This is a genomic window from Leifsonia williamsii (genome assembly GCF_030433685.1).
In the GTDB taxonomy this organism is placed as follows: Bacteria; Actinomycetota; Actinomycetes; order Actinomycetales; family Microbacteriaceae; genus Leifsonia; species Leifsonia williamsii.
Map to the genome: position 1 here is coordinate 1,343,472 of NZ_JAROCF010000001.1, position 18,364 is coordinate 1,361,835.

General features: G+C 72.7%; 14 protein-coding genes and 3 tRNA genes. 11 read left to right on the plus strand and 6 right to left on the minus strand.

The features are described 5' to 3' along the window. Positions 1-6: 6 nt before the first annotated feature. Both P5G50_RS06330 and P5G50_RS06335 read left to right on the plus strand, forming a co-directional pair. Positions 7-91, plus strand: a tRNA-Tyr gene (locus tag P5G50_RS06330). A gap of 63 nt (positions 92-154) precedes the next feature. Beyond that, the gene (locus P5G50_RS06335; protein ID WP_301210516.1) at positions 155-967 is read left to right on the plus strand and encodes an inositol monophosphatase family protein; all 813 of its coding nucleotides are present in this window, start codon (positions 155-157) and stop codon (positions 965-967) included. Positions 968-1,015: 48 nt separating this feature from the next. Here the strand turns inward: P5G50_RS06335 and P5G50_RS06340 are convergent, their stop codons facing one another. Further along, a complete protein-coding gene (locus P5G50_RS06340) occupies positions 1,016-2,761 on the minus strand; it encodes a glycoside hydrolase family 13 protein (RefSeq protein ID WP_301210518.1) in 1,746 nt (581 codons plus the stop codon). A 7-nt stretch (positions 2,762-2,768) separates the two neighbouring features. Then, the gene (locus P5G50_RS06345; protein WP_301210519.1) at positions 2,769-3,842 is read right to left on the minus strand and encodes a LacI family DNA-binding transcriptional regulator; all 1,074 of its coding nucleotides are present in this window, start codon (positions 3,840-3,842) and stop codon (positions 2,769-2,771) included. Between the two features lie 234 nt (positions 3,843-4,076). Between P5G50_RS06345 and P5G50_RS06350 the strand changes: the two genes are divergently transcribed. Both P5G50_RS06350 and P5G50_RS06355 read left to right on the plus strand, forming a co-directional pair. Next, entirely contained in the window at positions 4,077-4,283 is a 207-nt protein-coding gene (locus tag P5G50_RS06350; RefSeq protein ID WP_301210520.1) for a cold-shock protein, read from the plus strand. 216 nt (positions 4,284-4,499) lie between these two features. Continuing rightward, positions 4,500-5,594 carry a fatty acid desaturase family protein gene (locus P5G50_RS06355; RefSeq protein WP_301210521.1) on the plus strand — a complete coding sequence of 365 codons (1,095 nt, stop codon included), beginning with the start codon at positions 4,500-4,502 and terminating at the stop codon, positions 5,592-5,594. Here the strand turns inward: P5G50_RS06355 and P5G50_RS06360 are convergent. Further along, positions 5,579-6,520 (minus strand): pentapeptide repeat-containing protein, encoded by a 942-nt coding sequence (locus tag P5G50_RS06360; protein ID WP_301210522.1) that lies wholly within the window; start codon positions 6,518-6,520, stop codon positions 5,579-5,581. The two genes, P5G50_RS06355 and P5G50_RS06360, sit on opposite strands and share 16 nt — an antisense overlap. A 95-nt stretch (positions 6,521-6,615) precedes the next feature. Here P5G50_RS06360 and P5G50_RS06365 point away from each other — a divergent pair, with 95 nt between their 5' ends. The 6 genes from P5G50_RS06365 to P5G50_RS06390 all read left to right on the plus strand — a co-directional run bounded on the left by P5G50_RS06365 (position 6,616) and on the right by P5G50_RS06390 (position 14,852). Beyond that, positions 6,616-7,572 carry an aldo/keto reductase gene (locus tag P5G50_RS06365; protein ID WP_301210523.1) on the plus strand — a complete coding sequence of 319 codons (957 nt, stop codon included), beginning with the start codon at positions 6,616-6,618 and terminating at the stop codon, positions 7,570-7,572. A gap of 154 nt (positions 7,573-7,726) precedes the next feature. Next, a tRNA-Thr gene (locus tag P5G50_RS06370) sits at positions 7,727-7,798 on the plus strand. 42 nt (positions 7,799-7,840) lie between these two features. Then, positions 7,841-7,914, plus strand: a tRNA-Met gene (locus P5G50_RS06375). Positions 7,915-8,082: 168 nt separating this feature from the next. Continuing rightward, on the plus strand, positions 8,083-10,152 hold the full coding sequence (locus tag P5G50_RS06380; RefSeq protein ID WP_301210525.1) for an endonuclease/exonuclease/phosphatase family protein: 2,070 nt from the start codon (positions 8,083-8,085) through the stop codon (positions 10,150-10,152). A gap of 9 nt (positions 10,153-10,161) precedes the next feature. Further along, entirely contained in the window at positions 10,162-14,154 is a 3,993-nt protein-coding gene (locus P5G50_RS06385) for a discoidin domain-containing protein (protein ID WP_301210526.1), read from the plus strand. 86 nt (positions 14,155-14,240) lie between these two features. Beyond that, the gene (locus P5G50_RS06390; RefSeq protein WP_301210527.1) at positions 14,241-14,852 is read left to right on the plus strand and encodes an NAD(P)H-dependent oxidoreductase; all 612 of its coding nucleotides are present in this window, start codon (positions 14,241-14,243) and stop codon (positions 14,850-14,852) included. A gap of 17 nt (positions 14,853-14,869) precedes the next feature. Here the strand turns inward: P5G50_RS06390 and P5G50_RS06395 are convergent, their stop codons facing one another. From P5G50_RS06395 to P5G50_RS06405, 3 genes are all read right to left on the minus strand, one after another. After that, positions 14,870-15,718 (minus strand): serine/threonine-protein kinase, encoded by an 849-nt coding sequence (locus P5G50_RS06395; RefSeq protein ID WP_301210528.1) that lies wholly within the window; start codon positions 15,716-15,718, stop codon positions 14,870-14,872. 76 nt (positions 15,719-15,794) lie between these two features. Continuing rightward, complete coding sequence (locus tag P5G50_RS06400; protein ID WP_301210529.1) at positions 15,795-16,235, minus strand: universal stress protein; 441 nt, start codon at positions 16,233-16,235, stop codon at positions 15,795-15,797. After that, positions 16,232-17,527, minus strand: a complete 1,296-nt coding sequence (locus tag P5G50_RS06405; RefSeq protein ID WP_301210530.1) for a CynX/NimT family MFS transporter — start codon at positions 17,525-17,527, stop codon at positions 16,232-16,234. The genes P5G50_RS06400 and P5G50_RS06405 overlap by 4 nt, the downstream gene beginning before the upstream one ends. 54 nt (positions 17,528-17,581) lie before the next feature. Here P5G50_RS06405 and P5G50_RS06410 point away from each other — a divergent pair, with 54 nt between their 5' ends. Then, positions 17,582-18,349, plus strand: coding sequence for an AraC family transcriptional regulator (locus P5G50_RS06410; protein WP_301210531.1), 768 nt, complete (start codon positions 17,582-17,584; stop codon positions 18,347-18,349). Positions 18,350-18,364 lie beyond the last annotated feature (15 nt).

Here is an 18,364-nt window from a genome sequence, read left to right on the forward strand (position 1 = left end):
GCGAATGGCGAGTTACCCAAGCGGCCAAAGGGATCTGACTGTAAATCAGCCGGCGTAGCCTTCGGGGGTTCGAATCCCTCACTCGCCACCATCGGAAGGGACCGGGCGTCATGCCCGGTCCCTTTTCCGTTGCCGGACGTGCCACGCTTGACCCATGCCCTCCAACGTCGAGCTGCAAGAGATCGCTGTCACCGTCGCCCGGCGCGCCGCCGTGCTCGCCTTCCAGCGGAGGCGGGACGGAGTCGAGATCGCCGCCTCCAAGTCGAGCATCGTCGACATCGTCACGCGGGCCGACCAGGAGGCCGAGCGGCTCATCCGCGACGCCATCGCGGCCGCGCGACCGCGGGACGGGTTCCTCGGCGAGGAGTCGGGGGCCGGTGAGGGCACCAGCGGGCTGACGTGGGTGGTCGATCCGATCGACGGGACCGTCAACTACTACTACGGCATCCCCGCCTACGCGGTCAGCATCGCTGTCGTCGAGGGGGACCCCGACCCGGCGACCTGGACCGCCCTCGCGGGCGCGGTCGTGAACCCCGAGACGAAGGAGACCTTCGCCGCCGCCGCCGGCCACGGCGCCACGCTCAACGGGACCGCCCTGCACGTGAACCTCGACGTCGAGCTGCCGCTCGCGCTGGTCGGCACGGGCTTCGGGTACGACCCGGAGGTGCGGGTGCGGCAGGCGGCGTTCGTCCACCAGCTGATCGGACAGGTGCGCGACATCCGCCGGGCCGGCGCCGCCTCCCTCGACCTGTGCTCGGTCGCGGCGGGCCGGCTCGACGCGTACTACGAGCGCGGGCTGAACCCGTGGGACCACGCGGCGGGCGCGCTCATCGCGGCCGAGGCCGGCGCGCGCGTCGGGGGACTCGACGGCACGCCGGCCGGGAAGCGGCTCCTGCTCGCGGCCGCGCCGGAGCTCTACGACCGGCTGCACCCGATGATGCAGGAGTACTTCAGCGCCTGGGAGTGATCGACTCGGGAGTGATCGACCCGGGAGTGACCCCGGCGCCGCGGACGCTCAGCGCAGCCACACCGTGGTGTCCTGCGGCAGGAGGCGTCCCTCCACCGGGCCGCTCTGCAGCACGATCTCGCCCGCGGGCAGCTCCACCGGCTTCTCGCCGAGGTTGACGACGACCGTCACCGCGCCCGAGCGGAACAGCAGGGTGTCCTGGCCGAGGTCCGACCACTCCAGCTCGCCGAACGCCAGGTCGTGCTCGCGGCGGGCCGCCAGCGCCTCCTGGTACATCGTCAGCGTCGAGCCGGGCACACCGCGCTGCGACGAGCGCGTGTACTCCGCCCACGACGCGGGCTGCGGCAGCCAGCTCGCCGCACCGGGTCCGAAGCCGTACGACGGGTCGGCGCCCTCCCACGGGATCGGCACGCGGCAGCCGTCGCGGCCGTAGCGCTCGCCGCCGGTGCGGAACCAGGTCGGGTCCTGGCGGGCCTCGTCGGGCAGGTCGATGGCCTCAGGGAGGCCGAGCTCCTCACCCTGGTAGAGGTACGCCGAACCGGGCAGCGCGAGCATCAGCGCGGTCGCGGCGCGGGCCCGGCGCAGGGCGAAGGCCGGGTCCGGGATGCCCGTGCTCTTCGGCCCGATGCCGTGGCCCTGCGGGTTGTCGCCGGTGAGCGCCAGGCGGGTCGCGTGGCGCACGACGTCGTGGTTCGACAGCACCCAGGTGCTCGGCGCGCCGACGCTGCCGAAGACCGAGATGGAGCGGTCGATCACCGTGCGCAGCGCCGGGGCGTTCCACGGCGTCTCCAGGTAGCCGAAGTTGAAGGTCTGCTGCATCTCGTCCGGGCGCACCCAGCGGGCCAGCTTCTCCAGCGGCTCCACCCACGCCTCGCCGCAGAGCACGCGGTCTCCCTCGTACTCCTCCAGGACTTTGTGCCAGTCGCGGTAGATCTCGTGCACGCCGTCCTGGCCGAAGTAGGGCGGGGTCGCCGGGTCCTGCTCGGCGTGCGCGGCGATCTCGGGCTCGAGCGGGATGCCGCCGGTCGTGGTGGGCAGCTCGGCGCCGGTCATGCTGCCGGCCCCTGCGGGCGGCGTGTAGTCGGGGAGGCCCTCCTCCTTGATCATGCCGTGGGCGACGTCCACGCGGAAGCCGTCGACCCCGCGGTCGAGCCAGAACCGCAGGATGCCGCGGAACTGCTCCCACACCCACGGGTTCTCCCAGTCGAGGTCGGGCTGCGACTTGTCGAACAGGTGCAGGTACCACTGGCCGGGCTGCCCGTCGGCCTCGGTGATGCGGGTCCAGGCCGGGCCGCCGAAGATCGACTCCCAGTTGTTCGGCGGCAGCTCGCCGTGCTCGCCCTGGCCCTCGCGGAAGATGTAGCGGGCGCGCTCGGGGCTGCCCGGACCGGCTGCCAGCGCCTCCTGGAACCACGTGTGGTCGCTGGAGGAGTGGTTGGGCACCAGGTCGATGATCACGCGGAGGCCGAGGCCGTGGGCCTCGTCGAGCAGCGCGTCGAAGTCGGCGAGCGTGCCGAACAGCGGGTCGACGTCGCAGTAGTCGGCGACGTCGTACCCGGCGTCGCGCTGCGGCGAGGTCTGGAACGGCGACAGCCAGACGGCGTCGACGCCCAGCTCGGCCAGTGCGGGCAGGCGGCGGGTGATGCCGGGCAGGTCGCCGATGCCGTCGCCGTTCGCGTCCGCGAACGACCGCGGATACACCTGGTAGATGACGGCGGAGCGCCACCATTCGCGGCCGGGCGTGCTCGGCGACAGCGGGGAGGGGGTGGGGGAGGTCGTGGCGATGATCGTCACCTCTCTGTCATGCGTTTCTCGTGGTGGGGGTCGGGTGGTCCGCCGGAGCGGCCGTGCTCGTGCGCACGACCAGGTCGACGGGGGAGTGGAGGGTCGTCGGCGCGTCGTCCGCGGCGGGCCCGTGCCGGCGCGGCGGGTCGATCGTGCGCAGCAGCAGCTCCGCGACCTGCTCGCCCTGCCGCTCGACGTGCTGGGCGACGGTGCTGAGGCCGAAGAAGGCGGCGAGCGGGTGGTCGTCGACGCCGATCACCGACAGGTCGCCCGGCACGGAGAGCCCGAGTTCGCGTGCGGCCAGGACGGCGCCGATCGCCATCTCGTCGGAGGCGGCGAAGACGGCCGTCGGTCGCCGCTGCGCCGACTCCAGCAGCGCCGGCTCCAGCAGCCTCCGCGCCGCCTCATGGCCGCCCGGGATGGTGAAGTCGCCTGCGACGGAGAGCGCAGGGTCGGGGGCGATGCCGGCGGCGAGCAGCGCGGCCTCGTAGCCGAGCCTCCTGCTGGTCGGCACGTGGAACTCGAGGTCGAACTCGGGGCGCCCGCCGAGATGCGCGATGCGGCGGTGGCCGAGCGCGAGGAGGTGCTCGGTGGCGAGGCGGCCGACGTGCACGTCGTCGATCGTGACGGTGCTCGCGCCGGGCAGCGGGCCGCCGACGCCCGCGACCGGCTTGCCGATGGCCAGGAGGCGGCCGATCTCGTCCTCGGTGAGCTTGAGCGCGACCGCGATCACGGCATCCACGCGGCCCCGCAGCAGGTGGTGCTCGAAGACGCGGGGGCGCTCCTCCCCCTCTCCGCCGAGGTTGTAGAGCGTCACGTCGTAGCCGCGCTGCAGCAGCACGCGCTGCGCTCCCTCGATCACGGCCGTGAAGTACCAGCGGCTGAGGTGCGACACCACGACTCCGACATTGCGGGTGCGGCCGGAGGCGAGGCTGGAGGCGTCGGAGCTGACGACATACCCCAGCGAGGCCGCCGCCTGGGTCACCCTGACCCTGGTCTCGGCGGACACGGCGCCGTTGCCGCTGAGCGCGCGCGAGACCGTCGCGGTGGAGACGCCGGCGAGGCGGGCGACGTCGGAGATCCCGGGCATCGGGGGCTCCCTTCCCGGTCGGCGGACGCGGTGCGAACGGTGTCGGATCGGCCGCCGGTAGCGGCCGTGGCGAGTATATCGGCGGGGCGGGAGGGGGATGCAAGCGTTTCCAGTGAGATCCCTGAGCGGTACTGCGCCCGGATTCCGTGTAGGGTGGGCCACCAACCGTGCTATTTAAAGCTCGGTTACGGGTGCGGGAGTTCCAGCACCCGAGATAACACGAAGGAAGAAACGATGGCCAACGGCACCGTCAAATGGTTCAACTCGGAGAAGGGGTACGGGTTCATCACTCCGGATGACGGCAGCGCCGACGTCTTCGCCCACTTCAGCGAGATCGCGTCGCAGTCCGGTTTCCGGAACCTGGAGGAGAACCAGAAGGTCGAGTACGACCTGACCCAGGGCCCGAAGGGTCTGCAGGCGTCCAACATCCGCGTCCTCTGAGCGACCAGCTCTGAGACGCGCACAGGCGCGGGAAGGGCGTCCGGCTTCGTGCCGGGCGCCCTTTCTTCATGCCCGTGCGCCCTTCCTTCATGCCGTGAGCGGCATGCATGGCTCGATGCCCGGCCGCTGCCCAGGCTTCGAGGATACGGTGGCGACATCTAGGGCATCCGCCCACTCCTCGGCTGGGAAGTCGGTTCGACACAGCGGAGGACGTGCATGTCCGTATCCACTCTCGGCCCCGTGCGACGCACGCGGCCCCGTGCCGAGGGCCGTGCCCCGGTCACGAGCACCTACAACGAGCTCCTCGCCCGCGTCAGGGCCGACGGCCTGCTGGAGCGCAAGCGCGGCTTCTACATCGGCATGTTCAGCGCGCTGGTGCTGGCGCTCGCCGGACTGGCCACGGGCTTCGTGCTGCTGGGCGACTCCTGGTTCCAGCTGCTGATCGCTGCCGCGCTGGGCCTGATCCTCACGCAGTTCGCCTTCCTCGCCCACGAGGCGTCTCACCGGCAGGTGTTCGCCTCCGGGCCCGCCAACGACCGGGCGGGGCGGCTCACCGCCACCTGGCTGGTCGGCATGAGCTACCAGTGGTGGATGACCAAGCACACCCGGCATCACGCCAACCCCAACACGATGGGCAAGGACCCGGACATCGCCTTCGACACCGTCTCGTTCACCGAGGAGGATGCGGCGAAGCAGCGCGGCCTCCTCGCCGTGATCACGCGGAGGCAGGGGTACCTCTTCTTCCCGCTCCTGCTGCTCGAGGGCGTGAACCTCCACGTCACCTCGATCCGCTCGCTGTTCGCCCGCGGGCCGGTGGAGCGCCGCTCGGCAGAGCTGACCGCGATCGTGCTGCGGCTCTCGGTGTACGTGGCGATCGTGTTCCTGATGCTGCCGGTCGGCATGGCGTTCGCGTTCCTGGGGGTGCAGCTCGCCGTCTTCGGCGTCTACATGGGCGCCTCATTCGCCCCGAACCACAAGGGCATGCCCCTCATCCCGGAGGGGAAGCGCGTCGACTTCCTCAGCAAGCAGGTGCTCACCTCGCGCAACATCCGCGGCGGCTGGTCGATGAACCTCCTGATGGGCGGCCTCAACCACCAGGTCGAGCACCACCTGTTCCCCAGCATGGCGAGGCCCCACCTCGGCCGGGCGCGGAAGCTCGTGCGCGAGCACTGCGCGGCCCACGGCATCCCCTACACCGAGACGACGCTCATGCGCTCGTACGCCATCGTCATCCGGTACCTCAACCGGGTCGGACTGGCCGCGCGGGATCCGTTCGACTGCCCGGCCGTGCAGCGCTACCGGCGGGCCTGAGCGCCTTTCGGCTGCGTGCCTCTCGGCTGCGTGCCTTTCGGCCGTGCGCCTTCCGCCTGTGCGCCTTCCGCCTGCGCGCCCGTCCAGTGCGAGGGGCGGGTCAGGCCGGCGGGGAGGCGCGTGCCCGCGTCGCCCCGAGCCGCGTTGACCTGCAGCTGCGTGAGGTAGATCGCGCCGGTCAGGTCGGCGCCGTCGACACGGGCGTCGCGCAGATCGGCCCCGATCAGCTCCGTCGCGGTGAGGTCGGCGCCACGGAGGTCGGCCGCGATCAGCAGCGCGCCGCGCAGCTCCGCCCCGCGGAGGTCGGTCGTGCGCAGGTCGGCGCCGAGCAGGTCGGCGCCCGGGCGCAGGCGGTCGCGGCGGGCGGTGGCACGGGCATCGCGCTGCGGGCGGCCCGGCAGCGTTTCGCGGGTGAGCCGGGCGGCGTCGCGCAGCAGCGCTGCGGCCGGTGCGCGCAGCTCCTCGATGTCGAGGGCCAGGATGAGCGCCGGTTCGGCCTCGGACGCGGCGAGCACCTCCCGCTCGGCCTGCCGGAGGGCCGGGTGGAGGGAGGCGGCCGCCGGCATCGTCAGCGCCTCCCGCAGATAGAACAGCAGCTCGTGAAGCTGCCGGACGATCGGGAAGACGGCGAACATCCCGTCGCGCACCTCCGCCCCGTCGCGCCAGGTCGCGCCGCCGTAGAGGGACTGCGTGACGTGCTGGCCGGCGCCGAAGCAGTCGAAGACCGTGCAGCCCTTGAAGCCGCGGTCGCGCAGCCGGGGATGGATGCGGCAGCGGAAGCCGTCGTCGAGGTTCACGCACTCCTCGCCGGCCGCCTTGTCGAACGCGAAGTCGGCGGACTTCGCGAAGGCGAGCGCAACGCAGCAGAGCCCGGCGCAGCGCGAGCAGTCGGCGGTGAGCTCCCGCGGCGAAGTGGAGGTGTGCATGAAACGACCTTTCCACATCTTCAGACGCCGCCGGAATAGCGCCAGGGTCGCGGCGTTAGCGTGAGAGGACGACCCCGGCAGAAGGAGACGGACGCATGACCGCACCCCGTCGCACGATCGGCACCTCGGACCTGGAGGTCCTCCCGCTCTCGCTCGGAGGCAACGTGTTCGGCTGGACGGCCGACCGCGACACCTCCTTCGACGTGCTCGACGCGTTCACGGCGGCGGGCGGCGACTTCGTCGACACCGCGGACGGCTATTCGGCCTGGGTGCCCGGCAACACCGGCGGCGACTCGGAGCGGATCCTCGGCGAGTGGTTCTCGGCGCGCGGCAATCGCGACCGCGTGGTGCTCGCCACCAAGGTGAGCCAGCACCCCGACTTCCGCGGTCTCGCGGCCGACAACATCCGCCGCGCCGCCGACGCCTCGCTGGAGCGCCTGCAGAGCGACCACATCGACCTCTATTACGCCCATTTCGACGACGAGACCGTGCCGTTGGAGGAGACCGTCGGCGCCCTCTCCGCGCTGGTCGACGCCGGTAAGGTGCGCTACATCGGCATCTCGAACTACACGCCCGAGCGCATCGAGGAGTGGTTCCGGATCACCGAGCGCGACGGCCTCCACCGCGCGGTGGCGCTGCAGCCGCACTACAACCTGGTCGAGCGCGGCTACGAGCAGGCGTACCGCCCGATCGCCGAGCGCGAGCAGCTCGGCGTGATGCCGTACTTCGCTCTCGCCGCCGGCTTCCTCACGGGCAAGTACCGCGACGGGGCCGAGGTCGACAGCCCGCGCGCCGGCGGCGCCGCCAAGTACCTCGACGACGACGGCCGCCGCGTGCTCGCCGCCCTCGACGAGGTCGCCGCAGCCCACAAGGCCGAGGTCGCGACCGTCGCCCTCGCGTGGCTCGCCGCCCAGCCGACCATCACCGCCCCGATCGCGAGCGCGCGCACGCTGGAGCAGCTCCCGGCCCTCCTCGCCTCGACCGAGCTCGAGCTCACCGCCGACGAGCTGGCGGCCCTCGACGGCGCCTCGGAGGCAGCCAAGGCGGCGTAGGAGGCTCGGCGGGCAGCGCGTCGTGCGCTGCCCGCCGCGCCGCCCGCCGCGGACCCCGCCGCGGACGGTCACACGTGGTTCGGAGCACCCCCGCCGGGATGGTATTCTCTTCTGGTTGCCGAAAACGTCCCGCCGTCTGGCAGGCGCCGGCTCCGCCCCCTTAGCTCATTGGTAGAGCACTTCCTTGGTAAGGAAGAGGTAGTGGGTCCGATTCCCACAGGGGGCTCCGCCTCCCCGCTCATGCACTCCGGTGCGACGGGGATGCCGCGGCGGGGTAGCTCAGGTGGTTAGAGCACACGGCTCATAATCGTGGTGTCGCGGGTTCGAGTCCCGCCCTCGCTACAAGACACGAACGAAACGGCGGTCCAGGATGGACCGCCGTTTCGTCGTTTCCGGGCGGCGCTCCCGGGGCCGAGGCTTGCGTCCTGCGGCCCTCGCATGCTTTCATGGCGTTCGCCGAAACGTTTCGGCTGCGCGCTCGCGCAGAACCCCGCTCGATGAGGAGACGCCATGACCGCACGGACTTCTGCCTGGCGCCGGTGGTTCGCGGTGGGAGCCGTCGCCGCCGCGCTCGTGGTCGGCGCCGGCGTCGGTGCCGCCCCGGCCGCCGCAGCCGTTCCGGCGATCAGCGTCACGGCCCCCGAGATCGGTCTCGGCGACACGGTCACCATCGCCTATGACGCCGGCGGGCCGGGAGCCGCGAAGAACTGGGTCGGGATCTACCGGCACGGGACGAAGCCGGGCAGCGGGACCTCCTCCCTCGACTGGCGGTATGCGCCGGGGGCGTCCGGCAGCTTCGCCTGGGGGCCGCAGAAGCGTGACGGATGGACGCAGGAGGCGAACGCGATCGGGGCCGGCGACCTGGACGTCTACCTGTTCGCGAACGACGGCTACACCGTTCTGGCCGGACCAGCAGCGCTGCGGGTGACCGCTACAGCGACGCCCCCGAAGCCGTCGGTGGACGGCAAGAGCGAGCTCAACGTGCTCTCGCTGAACCTGTGGAAGGGCGGGTCGGTCGTCAAGGACGGCATCCACCACGCCGCGGAGGTGATCCGCCAGGCGGACGCGGATGTCGCCTTCCTGCCGGAGCGGTTCGACCCGAAGCTCAACGATGCGACGCCGGCCCTCGCGGGCGAGCTCGGGTATCACGCGGTGTCCGATACCGATACGGGCGTGGTGTCGCGCTACCCGATCGTCTCGACGGCGACGGTCGGAACGCGATGGACCAAGGCGATCATCGACGTCAACGGCACCGAGGTCGTGGTCTACGGCGGCCATCTGGAGTACCGCTGGTACTCCGAGTACCTGCCGCGCGGCTACGGCCCGACCGCGGTGGGCGACTGGCCTGCGGAGTACCGGAGTGGTGCGGAGCTCAGCGCGCCCGTGACCGACGTGCCGACGATGCTCGCGATGAACGAGCAGTCGGGGCGTCCGGACTCCGCCCGGCAGCTCCTCGCCGACATCGGCTCGGAGAAGGCCGCAGGACGGCTGGTGGTCGTCGGCGGCGACTTCAACGAGCCGTCGACGCAGGACTGGACGGCCGCGACCGCGGACCTGTTCGACCACCGCGGAACGGTGGTCCCGTGGCAGACCACGCAGACGCTCATCGACGGCGGGCTCACCGACTCCTACCGGCGCGCCCACCCCGACCCCGTGCGCAACCCGGGGTTCACCTGGCCGGCCGGCAACCCGAACGTCTCGATCGCCAGCTTGACCTGGGCGCCGAAGGCCGACGAGCGCGACCGCATCGACTACGTCTTCTACGCCCCGTCGGATCGCCTCGCGCTGGCATCGTCGCAGGTGGTCGGCCCCTCGGCCTCGATCGTGCGCAGCCAGCGCGTCGAGGACGACAGCGACGACGTCATCCTCACCCCCGGCGCCACCTGGCCGAGCGACCACAAGGCTGTGCTCAGCAGGTTCACCGTGTGCGCCGAGGGCTGCGACCCGAAGCCGCCTGCCGGTCCCACTACGGGGCACGAGGCGCTCGCGGCGCCCGGCGGGCTGCAGGTGGGAGGCGCCGTCGGCATCCGTGGCACCGGCTTCGTCCCCGGCACGACCGTGGCCCTCGAACTGCACTCGACGCCCGTCGCGCTCGGGACGGCGACCGCGGACGCCAACGGCGGGTTGCGGCTGGACGCGACCATCCCCGCCTCCGTGACGCCGGGAGCGCATGACCTCGTCGCGCTGATCGGTGGAGTGGAGGTGGCTCGCACGACGGTGCAGATCGCGGCGGCCGCGAGCGGCGGTGGTGGTGGCGGGTCCGATCCTGGCGGGTCGGGCGGCTCTGGCGGGCCTGGTGGCTCCGGCGGCTCGGGCGGGTCTGGCGGCTCCGGCGGCTCGGGCTCCGGCGGTTCCGGCCCCGGCGGGTCGGGTTCGGGAGGGTCCGGCGCCGGCTCGGCCGGCCCCGGCAGCGGCGCCTCGACCCCCACAGGCGTCGCGCCGGGGGACACCACCGCACCCGCCCGCACGCTCGCGAGCACGGGCAGCGATGAGACCGCGGGGGCGGTGCTCGCCATCGCGGCGCTCACCGTCGGCGGACTCCTGTACAGCCTGCGGCGTCGTCCGCAGGCACGTCGATAAGGAGCAGGCATGGCATCGGGAGCATTAACCCGCTGGCGGAGGCTGATCGTGCGGGTGCGCCGGGCGGCTGTCACGGGCGTCGGCGTGATCGCGCTCGCCCTTTCGCTGGCCGCTGCGGGCGCGACGGTTCCCGCGCAGGCGGCGGACGCACCCGCATACGGCGCGCCCGACGCCACCGCGGCCGGGTACTACAAGGCGCTCCTGCGGCACACGCAGTGGGTGAACACGGTGTGGGATGCGTCGATCGGCGCGTACAAGCTGGCCGACTTCGACTTCGCTGTCGTGCTGGGCAACGCCGTCCTCGTCACCCACGGCGACTACGACGAGCAGTTGGCGGGCATCTCCAAGGAGGACCTGCGGCAGCGCACGGTGGCGACGATCACGCACTACGCCGCCTCCAACCGGTTCGTGGACCCGAAGGGCACCTGGGGCAAGCAGCTGTTCTGGGACTCGACGTTCCAGTCGTACTTCCTCGACGCCGGCCGGCTGATGTGGGACCAGTTGGACGCCGCCACCCGGGCCAACCTGGTGACGATCGCGGCCGGGCAGTCCACCTACACCGCGGACCTGAACCACGGGCGCGACCCGATGTCCGGTTCGTGGACGGCGGAGTGGCCGGATGGCCGCCACGAGGACGACACGGCGCTGGAGGAGTCCGGCGTGTACACGCAGGCGCTCGCGCCCGGCCTCGCCTGGGCTCCCGGCAACCCGGACGCCGGGCGGTGGCAGACGCAGTTCGACGACTGGGCGCGCAATGCGGCTGGCCAGCCGACCGCCGACGCGAACAACCCTTCCGTGGTCGGCGGCAAGCCGATCGCCTCCAACACCATGGACAACATCTACGACACCTACGTCGTCGACAACCACAACACGGTCGAGCCGCACTACCAGTCGGACATCTGGCGATCCGGCGGCAGGAACGCGATCCAGTTCATCCTCAATGGCCGGCCGCTGCCGGAGATCCTGACCAAGCAGCCGAACTCGGCCGAGCTGTGGAACTCCCTGAAGCTCGTGCTGTCGGGCCGGGGCGAGCCGTTCCAGCCGATGAAGGACGACCGCGAGTTCCTGTACGGACGCGACGTGATCCCGCTCGCCTTCCTCGGCCAGGTGCTGCGCGACCCGGACGCTGCGCGCGCGGAGGCTGACATCGCCGGGGCCCTCGACGCGTACCAGAGCTACGCTCCGGTGAACCGGCTGGCCAAGTTCTCGGGCGAGCCCAAGTACGAGCCGGAGGCGCGGGCCGAGATCGCGATCTCGTACCTGCTGCACGTCCACGCGGCCGGAGCGGGCGGCGGAGTCGTGACGCCGACACCCGAGAACACGTTCTACCAGCGCTTGTCGGGCGTGCGCGACTACGGGGCGCGTGCGGGACTCACGGTCCAGCAGTCGTCCTCCGCGTGGGCCGCCGCCTCCAGCCGGCCCGGTTACGTGAAGTTCCCCTGGGTGCCCGACCACGACGAGTGGCTGTTCGACGTCTCCGGAACGACGCCCTTCCTCTACCCGACGACGTCGGCGACGGTCGGCACGCGCAGCACGTCGGTGTACACCGCGCCGCGCGACGGCTTCGCCGGGACGGCCTCCGTCTACGAGCTGGGCGACGGTTATGCGGGACAGGTCACGCTGCCCGACGGGTCGGCGATCTACGCCTCCACCGGCGCGGGCGCCGATGACGGGAGCATCCGCGTCCGCAACCTCGACATGTCCGGCCTCGACGGCCTCGACGGCTCGCGGACGTACGAGACCGCGGAGGGCAGCACCACGGCGGCGCTGCCGGTGACGCACGTCGCAGATCCCGCGGACGCCAAGGCGGCGCGGGTGGACGATCTCGACTTCGAGCCCGTGCACGCGCGCTATGTCCGGATGCAGGGCCAGCAGGGCGACGCGACCTACGGCTACTCGCTGTACTCGTTCCACGTCTACGGCGACGGCTCGGCCACCGCGGGCGACCTCGCTGCGGGGAAGACCGCGCAGGCGTCCAGCGAGGACGCGAAGAACGCGCACCTCGTCGCCCACGCCACCGATGCGAGCGCCTCCACCCGCTGGGCGGTGTCGGTCGCCGACCGGAAGCGGGCCGACTCCTGGATCCAGGTCGACCTGGGGTCGTCGCAGACGGTGTCCGGCGTCCGCCTGGCCTGGGAGGCGAGCGCCGGGGCGCGGTACCTCGTGCAGACCTCCGACGACGGCACCACCTGGACGACGCGGTCGGCCTACGGCGGCGCGCCGGCGGACGTCAACGTCGCCCGCCTCGACACGGTCGACCTCACGCCCGCGGGCGGCAGCACGCCGGCGCCGGTGACTACCCGCTTCGTCCGGATGCAGGGCGAGCAGGGCGACCCGTCGTACGGGTACTCGCTCTACCATCTGCGCGCGCTGACGGCGGCGGGCGTCGACGCGGCCGCCGGTCGTCCGGCCTCCGCGTCGAGCGCCGACCCGGCGAACCCCGCGAGCGCCGTAACCGACGGCAAGGCCACGACCCGCTGGGCCGTCGCCAAGGCCGAGCGGACGCGCGCCGACTCCTGGGTGCAGGTCGACCTCGGCGCACCGACCGCCATCGCCCAGGTGCAGCTCGGGTGGGAGAACGCCGCCGGCCGCCAGTACCGCATCCAGACCTCGCTCGACGGGGTGACCTGGGAGGATGCGGCCCGGTTCCGCTACACCGGCGACCAGATCCTCTCGAGCTCCGGCCACTGGCTCGACGTGGAGGGGAAGGCCGGCTTCGTCGTGCGCGGCGCGACGGCTCCCATCACGGTGTCGCGCGAGAACGACGCCACGCACGTCGTCCGGCTCGCCGACGGTGCTACGGGCGCGCGCCTGATCGAGATGGTGCCGGCCGATGCGGCGGCGACGAAGGCGAGGGCGGCCGCGGCCGAGCCCAGCACGGACGCCCCTGGCGTGCTCCTGAGCTCGCTGGGCGGCTACCTCACCGCGTTCAACCTCACGGGAGCCGACGTGAAGGCGGCGATCTCGATCCCGTACACCGGCTCGACGGTCCCGCTCTTCGTCGGGACGCAGCAGCTCGGCGGCAGCGCGTCGACGCTCGCCGTCACCGTCCCGGCAGGCTCGGCGGTCGTGCTCGCGCCGCGGGCGACACTGCCGGTGGAGGCCGCCGCCACGGGAACGCTCACCGCGACGGTCGCCGATGCGCGGACCGTGCGGCTGTCCGGGGCGGGAGCGACGTCGGCGCGCGTGACCAACGTCCAGACGGGGGAGACGCGACCGGTCACGCGGGGCGGCGTCGTGTTCGCGTCGGCGACGGCCTACCCCGTCGCCGACCTGGCGCTCAGCACCTTCACGTATCCCGCCTCCGTCCTCCCGCCCGGGATGACGTCGCCGGCGCTGGCCGTCGACGGCGACGCGCGGACGTCCTGGGTGCCGGGCCCGGACGGGCGGATGGTGACCGACCTCGGCTCCCCGCGCGCGATCGGCGCCGTCGCGACGACATGGGACGGCCGCGCGGTGCCCGCAGCGACCGTCTCGGTGAGCGACGACGGCCTGACGTTCACACCGGTCGGGACCATCGCGCCGGCCGCGCGGACCGGGTCCGGCTCCGCCGCGGTCGCGGCGGACGCCCGCACCGGCTCCGTCGCCGTGGGGGTCACCGCACGGTACGTCGCCGTGAGCACGGCCTGGCGAGCGGGGGACGCAGGTCTCACAGCGCTCCGCGTGCTGCCGCCCGGTGTCCCCGTCGATGACGGCGCCGGTCCGGGCGGCGGCGATCCGGGAGGCGGCGGCCCCGGTGGTCCCGGCGGCCCCGGTGGCCCCGGCGGCGGGACGCCGGGCGGTGGCGGTTCCGGCGGGACGCCGGGCGATGGCGGCGGCGGAGGAACGCCGGGAGGCCCGGGAGAGACGGACGGCTCCGGCGGCTCGGCCGCGGGCGCCGACCACCATCGCGACGGCCTCGCGGCGACCGGATCGGACGTGGCCGGGGTGGCGGTGCTCGGCGCGCTCATCGTCGCCGCGGGCGGGGCGCTCGCCGTCCGTCGCCGCAGAAGCGCCCCCTGACCTCCGCATCCGGTACGAACGTCGGAGGCATGGCGCTGGGCGGCCGGTGGGCGGGGCGCGGTAGTCGCGCACGGGAGAATGGAGCGATGACGACCCTCATCGTGACGGCGCACCCGCACGCGCCGTCCCTCACGTCGAGTATCGCCGCAGAGCTGGCGGAGGCGCTGGGCCCGGAGGTCGAGCTCGCCGACCTCGCCGCGGAGGGTTTCGACCCTCGCTTCACCCTGGCCGACCGGCGCACCTACCTCAGCGGGACCGATGCTCCCGCCGACGTCGTCGCCGAGCAGCGGCGGGTGGACCGGGCGACCGACCTGGTGCTCGTCTTCCCGGTCTTCTGGTGGTCCATGCCGGCCCTGCTCAAGGGGTGGATCGACCGCGTGTTCGTCAACGGCTGGGCGTTCTCCGCGGGGGAGGAGGGCGGCATCCGGCGCCGGCTCGGCCGGCTCACCATCCATCTCGTCGCCGTCGCGGGTGATGACGCCGGGGTGTACGAGCGCCACGACTACGAGCGTGCGATGCGCACGCAGCTGCAGCACGGGATCATCGACTACTGCGGCGCCCGCCGCGGCGCGATGACCTTCGTCTACGACTCGGAGAGCGCGGACGACGACGCCAGGGGCGCAGCCGTCGCCGCCTCCGTGGCGGCCGTGCGCGCGGCCGTCGAGGCCACCCGGGAGCGCGACGGGGTCGCGCGGTAGACGCTCGCGAAGCGACGTCACCCGTCCGCCCGCAGCGCCTCCCGCGCGGCGGTCGCGACGTCGGCGGCGGACGGCCTGCTCGATGCGTCCGCACGGGTCATCCACTGGATGAGCGCGCGCCACGGTTCCGGCACCGTGGCAGGAATCTCCGGGTCGCGGTCCAGCCTGCCGAGTGCGGAGTCCACGGGCGTTCCCGGGAAGGCGACGGTCCGCGTGAAGCACTCCAGCAGGACGAGGCCGAGCGAGTAGATGTCGGAGGCCGGTGTCAGGGGCTCGCCCCGCACCTGCTCGGGGCTGAGGTAGGCGGCCGTCCCGAACGTCTCCTCCTCCAGCTCCTGTGGGCGGGTCGCGTCGATGGCGATACCGAAGTCCGTCAGCCGTGCCCGCGGGCGCGAGAACCGGGTCCCGTAGTCGACGACCATGATGTTGGTCGGTGTCACGTCGCGATGGATGACGCCGCGGGCGTGGACGTACTCGAGCGTCTCGGCGACCTCGAAGACGATCTCGCCGGTCCGCCTGGTCGAGAGCGGGCCCGCGTTGAGCAGCGCGCGGAGCGTGTCGCCGTCGACCAGCTCGATGACCAGGAAGGGCCGGGGGTCCTTCGGCGACGAGTCGTCGACGCCCGCATCGAGGATCGACACCACACCGTGGTGACGCAGGCCGGCGAGCACGCCGACCTCGGCGCGGAACCGCGCACGGTGGTCGGGGGTTCCTGCGGAGAAGAGCTTGATCGCGACGTCACGGCCGAGGTTCTCGTCGCGGGCGCGGAACACCATCGAGGAACCGCCGCGCGCAAGAAGCCTTTCCGGGCGATACCGCCCGAGCAGAAGCGGAACCGGGGTCTCAGTTCTGTCCACGCCCTCCATCCTCGGGCATCCTGGCCATCGGCGCCGCCCGGTAGACCCGTGAGCGACTCCGGTGTAAAGCCGGGCGCCGGGCGTCTCACGGTGTGATGACCAGTCCGTGGAGGAAGCCGTTCGTCAGACGGCGGGCCAGGTCGGCCGGCCGGGATCGCAGCCGGCGGGTGTGGCCGATGACGACGATGTCGGCGCATCGTCGCCTCGCCAGCCGGGCGAGCTCCGTGGCCGGGTCGCCGGTGGACACCAGCACGTGACCGTCGATACCGGCGCCGGCGATGGCGTCGGCGGCCGCAGCGGTCACCTCGTGCGCGACCGCCGTCTCCACCGGCTCCGCAGGCGGCACGGTCATCCCGCCGACCGCGGCGACCGAGGAGAGCAGGAGCGTGGTCCACTGGGCATACGGGCGCACGTGGCAGACGGTCAGCGCGGCCGACTCGCGTTGCGCGAGTCCGATGCTGAAGGCCAGCGCCCGGTACGACTTCTCGCTGCCGTCCACCCCCACGACGATGCTGCGCATGCTCATGGCCTCGCTCCGCCCGTGGAGAAGACGTGGCGGTCGCGCGCGGCCGCCGCGCCCGCTGCGAACTGCGCCACCAGCACGGCGAGGAGGGCCCCCACGGGCATGCTCCAGCCTCCGGTCGCCGAGTGGATGATGCCCAGGCCGACCGGCCCGAGCCCGGCGAGGAGGTAGCCGATGCCCTGCGCCATGGTGGAGAGGTGGCCGGTGTGCCGGGAGTCCGGCGAACGCAGCACGATGAAGCTCAACGACAGCGCGATCGCCGAGCCCTGACCGAGACCGAGGAACGTCATCCACCACCACGGCGCCCCGCCGTCGGTCACCAGCAGCAGCCCGGTGAAGCCCACGATCAGGCAGGCCGTGGACAGCGCGATCGGCAGCCACGGCGGCCGGAGCCGGGAAAGCGCCGGAACGGCGAGCGCTGCGGCGATGCCGGGGAGGCTCGTGTACGAGAGCATGAGGCCGGCTTCGCCGTCGGGCACGCCGGCGTCGCGCAGCAGCGTCGGGATCCACGTGAGCGCCGCGTAATAGGTCAAGCTCTGGGTGCCCATGAAGCCGGTGACCGCCCAGGCGACGCGATCGCGCAGCAGCCGCCGCATGCGGGGCTCGTCGGGGAGCTCCTCCACGGCGTCGAGGACCCGGGTCGAGTGCGGCACATGGCCGGGGTTCATCGCCGCCCGGGGGAGCCAGACGAGGAGGGCCGCCGCGGCGGGGACGAGCCAGAACCCGAGGGCCGCCCGCCACGACCCGCCGAAGTCGGCCATGAGCGGCACGGTGAACGCCGTGGCCACGGCGGCGCCGACGAACATCGCCGTCGAGTACAGGCCCATCATCGACGCCGTCCGGTGCGCGAAGTCCTGCTTGATGGCCGCCGGCATGCACACGTTTGCGACGGCGATCGCTGCTCCCACCACCACCGTCCCGGCGAAGAGAGCCACCGGCGACGGGATCAGCCGGAGTCCGATGCCGAGCGCGGCCGCCGCCATGGTGACGCCGAGCAGCCGGTGCAAGCCGATCCGGCGCGAGAGGGCGGGCGTGAGGAACGCGAACGCGCCGAAGGCGAACACCGGGATCGTCGTCAGCAGGCTCGCGGCGGCCGGCGACCCGCCGAGGTCGTGTTCGAGCGACGACAGCACGGGGCTGACCGAGGCGATGCCGACCCGGAGGTTGAAGGCGATGAGCAGCAGGCCCGCCGCCACGTACACGGCGAGGGCGGCGCTCCCGCGGCGCGGCCGGGCCGCCGACGACCCGCGCGCGGGGAGGGAGCCGGTGCGGGGCGCTTCATCCGTGAACGTCATGCGTTCATCCCAGCAGGGGGAGGGTCTGCCCGGAAACAGCTAGAGTGACGCGTGATGTCGGATTCTCGCCAACCGGGCTGGTTCGCCACGGCGGACGCCCTATCCACCGAGGGCGCCTTCCTGTTCGAGCACGCCGAGACATCGCCCCTCCACGCGCATCCGTACGGTCACCTCGTGCACGCGGCCTCCGGCGTGCTGTCGCTGCTGACCGAGCACGGGGCCTGGATCGCGCCCGCGAACCGGTTCGCGTGGGTGCCGGCGGGCTTCCTCCACCGCCACCGGGCGCACGGTCGCACGGACATGCGGATCGTCGCCCTCTCCGAAGCGGCGGCCGGGAGGCTGCCTCCCGCGCCGGCGGTGCTCGTCGCCACCACACTCGCCCGCGAGGCGGCCCTGGCGGTGACCTCCCCGGCCGAGCGCTCCGTCGACGCGCTCGACCGGCTGCGCCTGGTGATCGTCGACGAGGCGACCGCTGCGCCCGAGCAGCCGCTGCATCTCCCGGAGCCGCAGGACCCGCGGCTCCGGGCGGCCGCCGCCCACGTGCAGGAGAACCTGTCCGAGCCCGTGCCGCTCGACGTCCTGGCCGACCGCATCGGCATCGGCGCCCGCACCCTCAGCCGCCTGTTCCAGCGGGAGACGGGGATGGGCTACCGGCAGTGGAGGCTGCAGCTGCGCGTGCACCGGGCACTGGTCCTCCTCTCGAGCGGGGAGACGGTCGCCACCACGGCGGCCGAGTGCGGCTGGGCCACGACGAGCCAGTTCATCGAGCAGTTCACCCCGCTCGTCGGGATGACGCCCGGTCAGTACCGGAAGCTGCGCTGAGGCGCTCTTTCCACC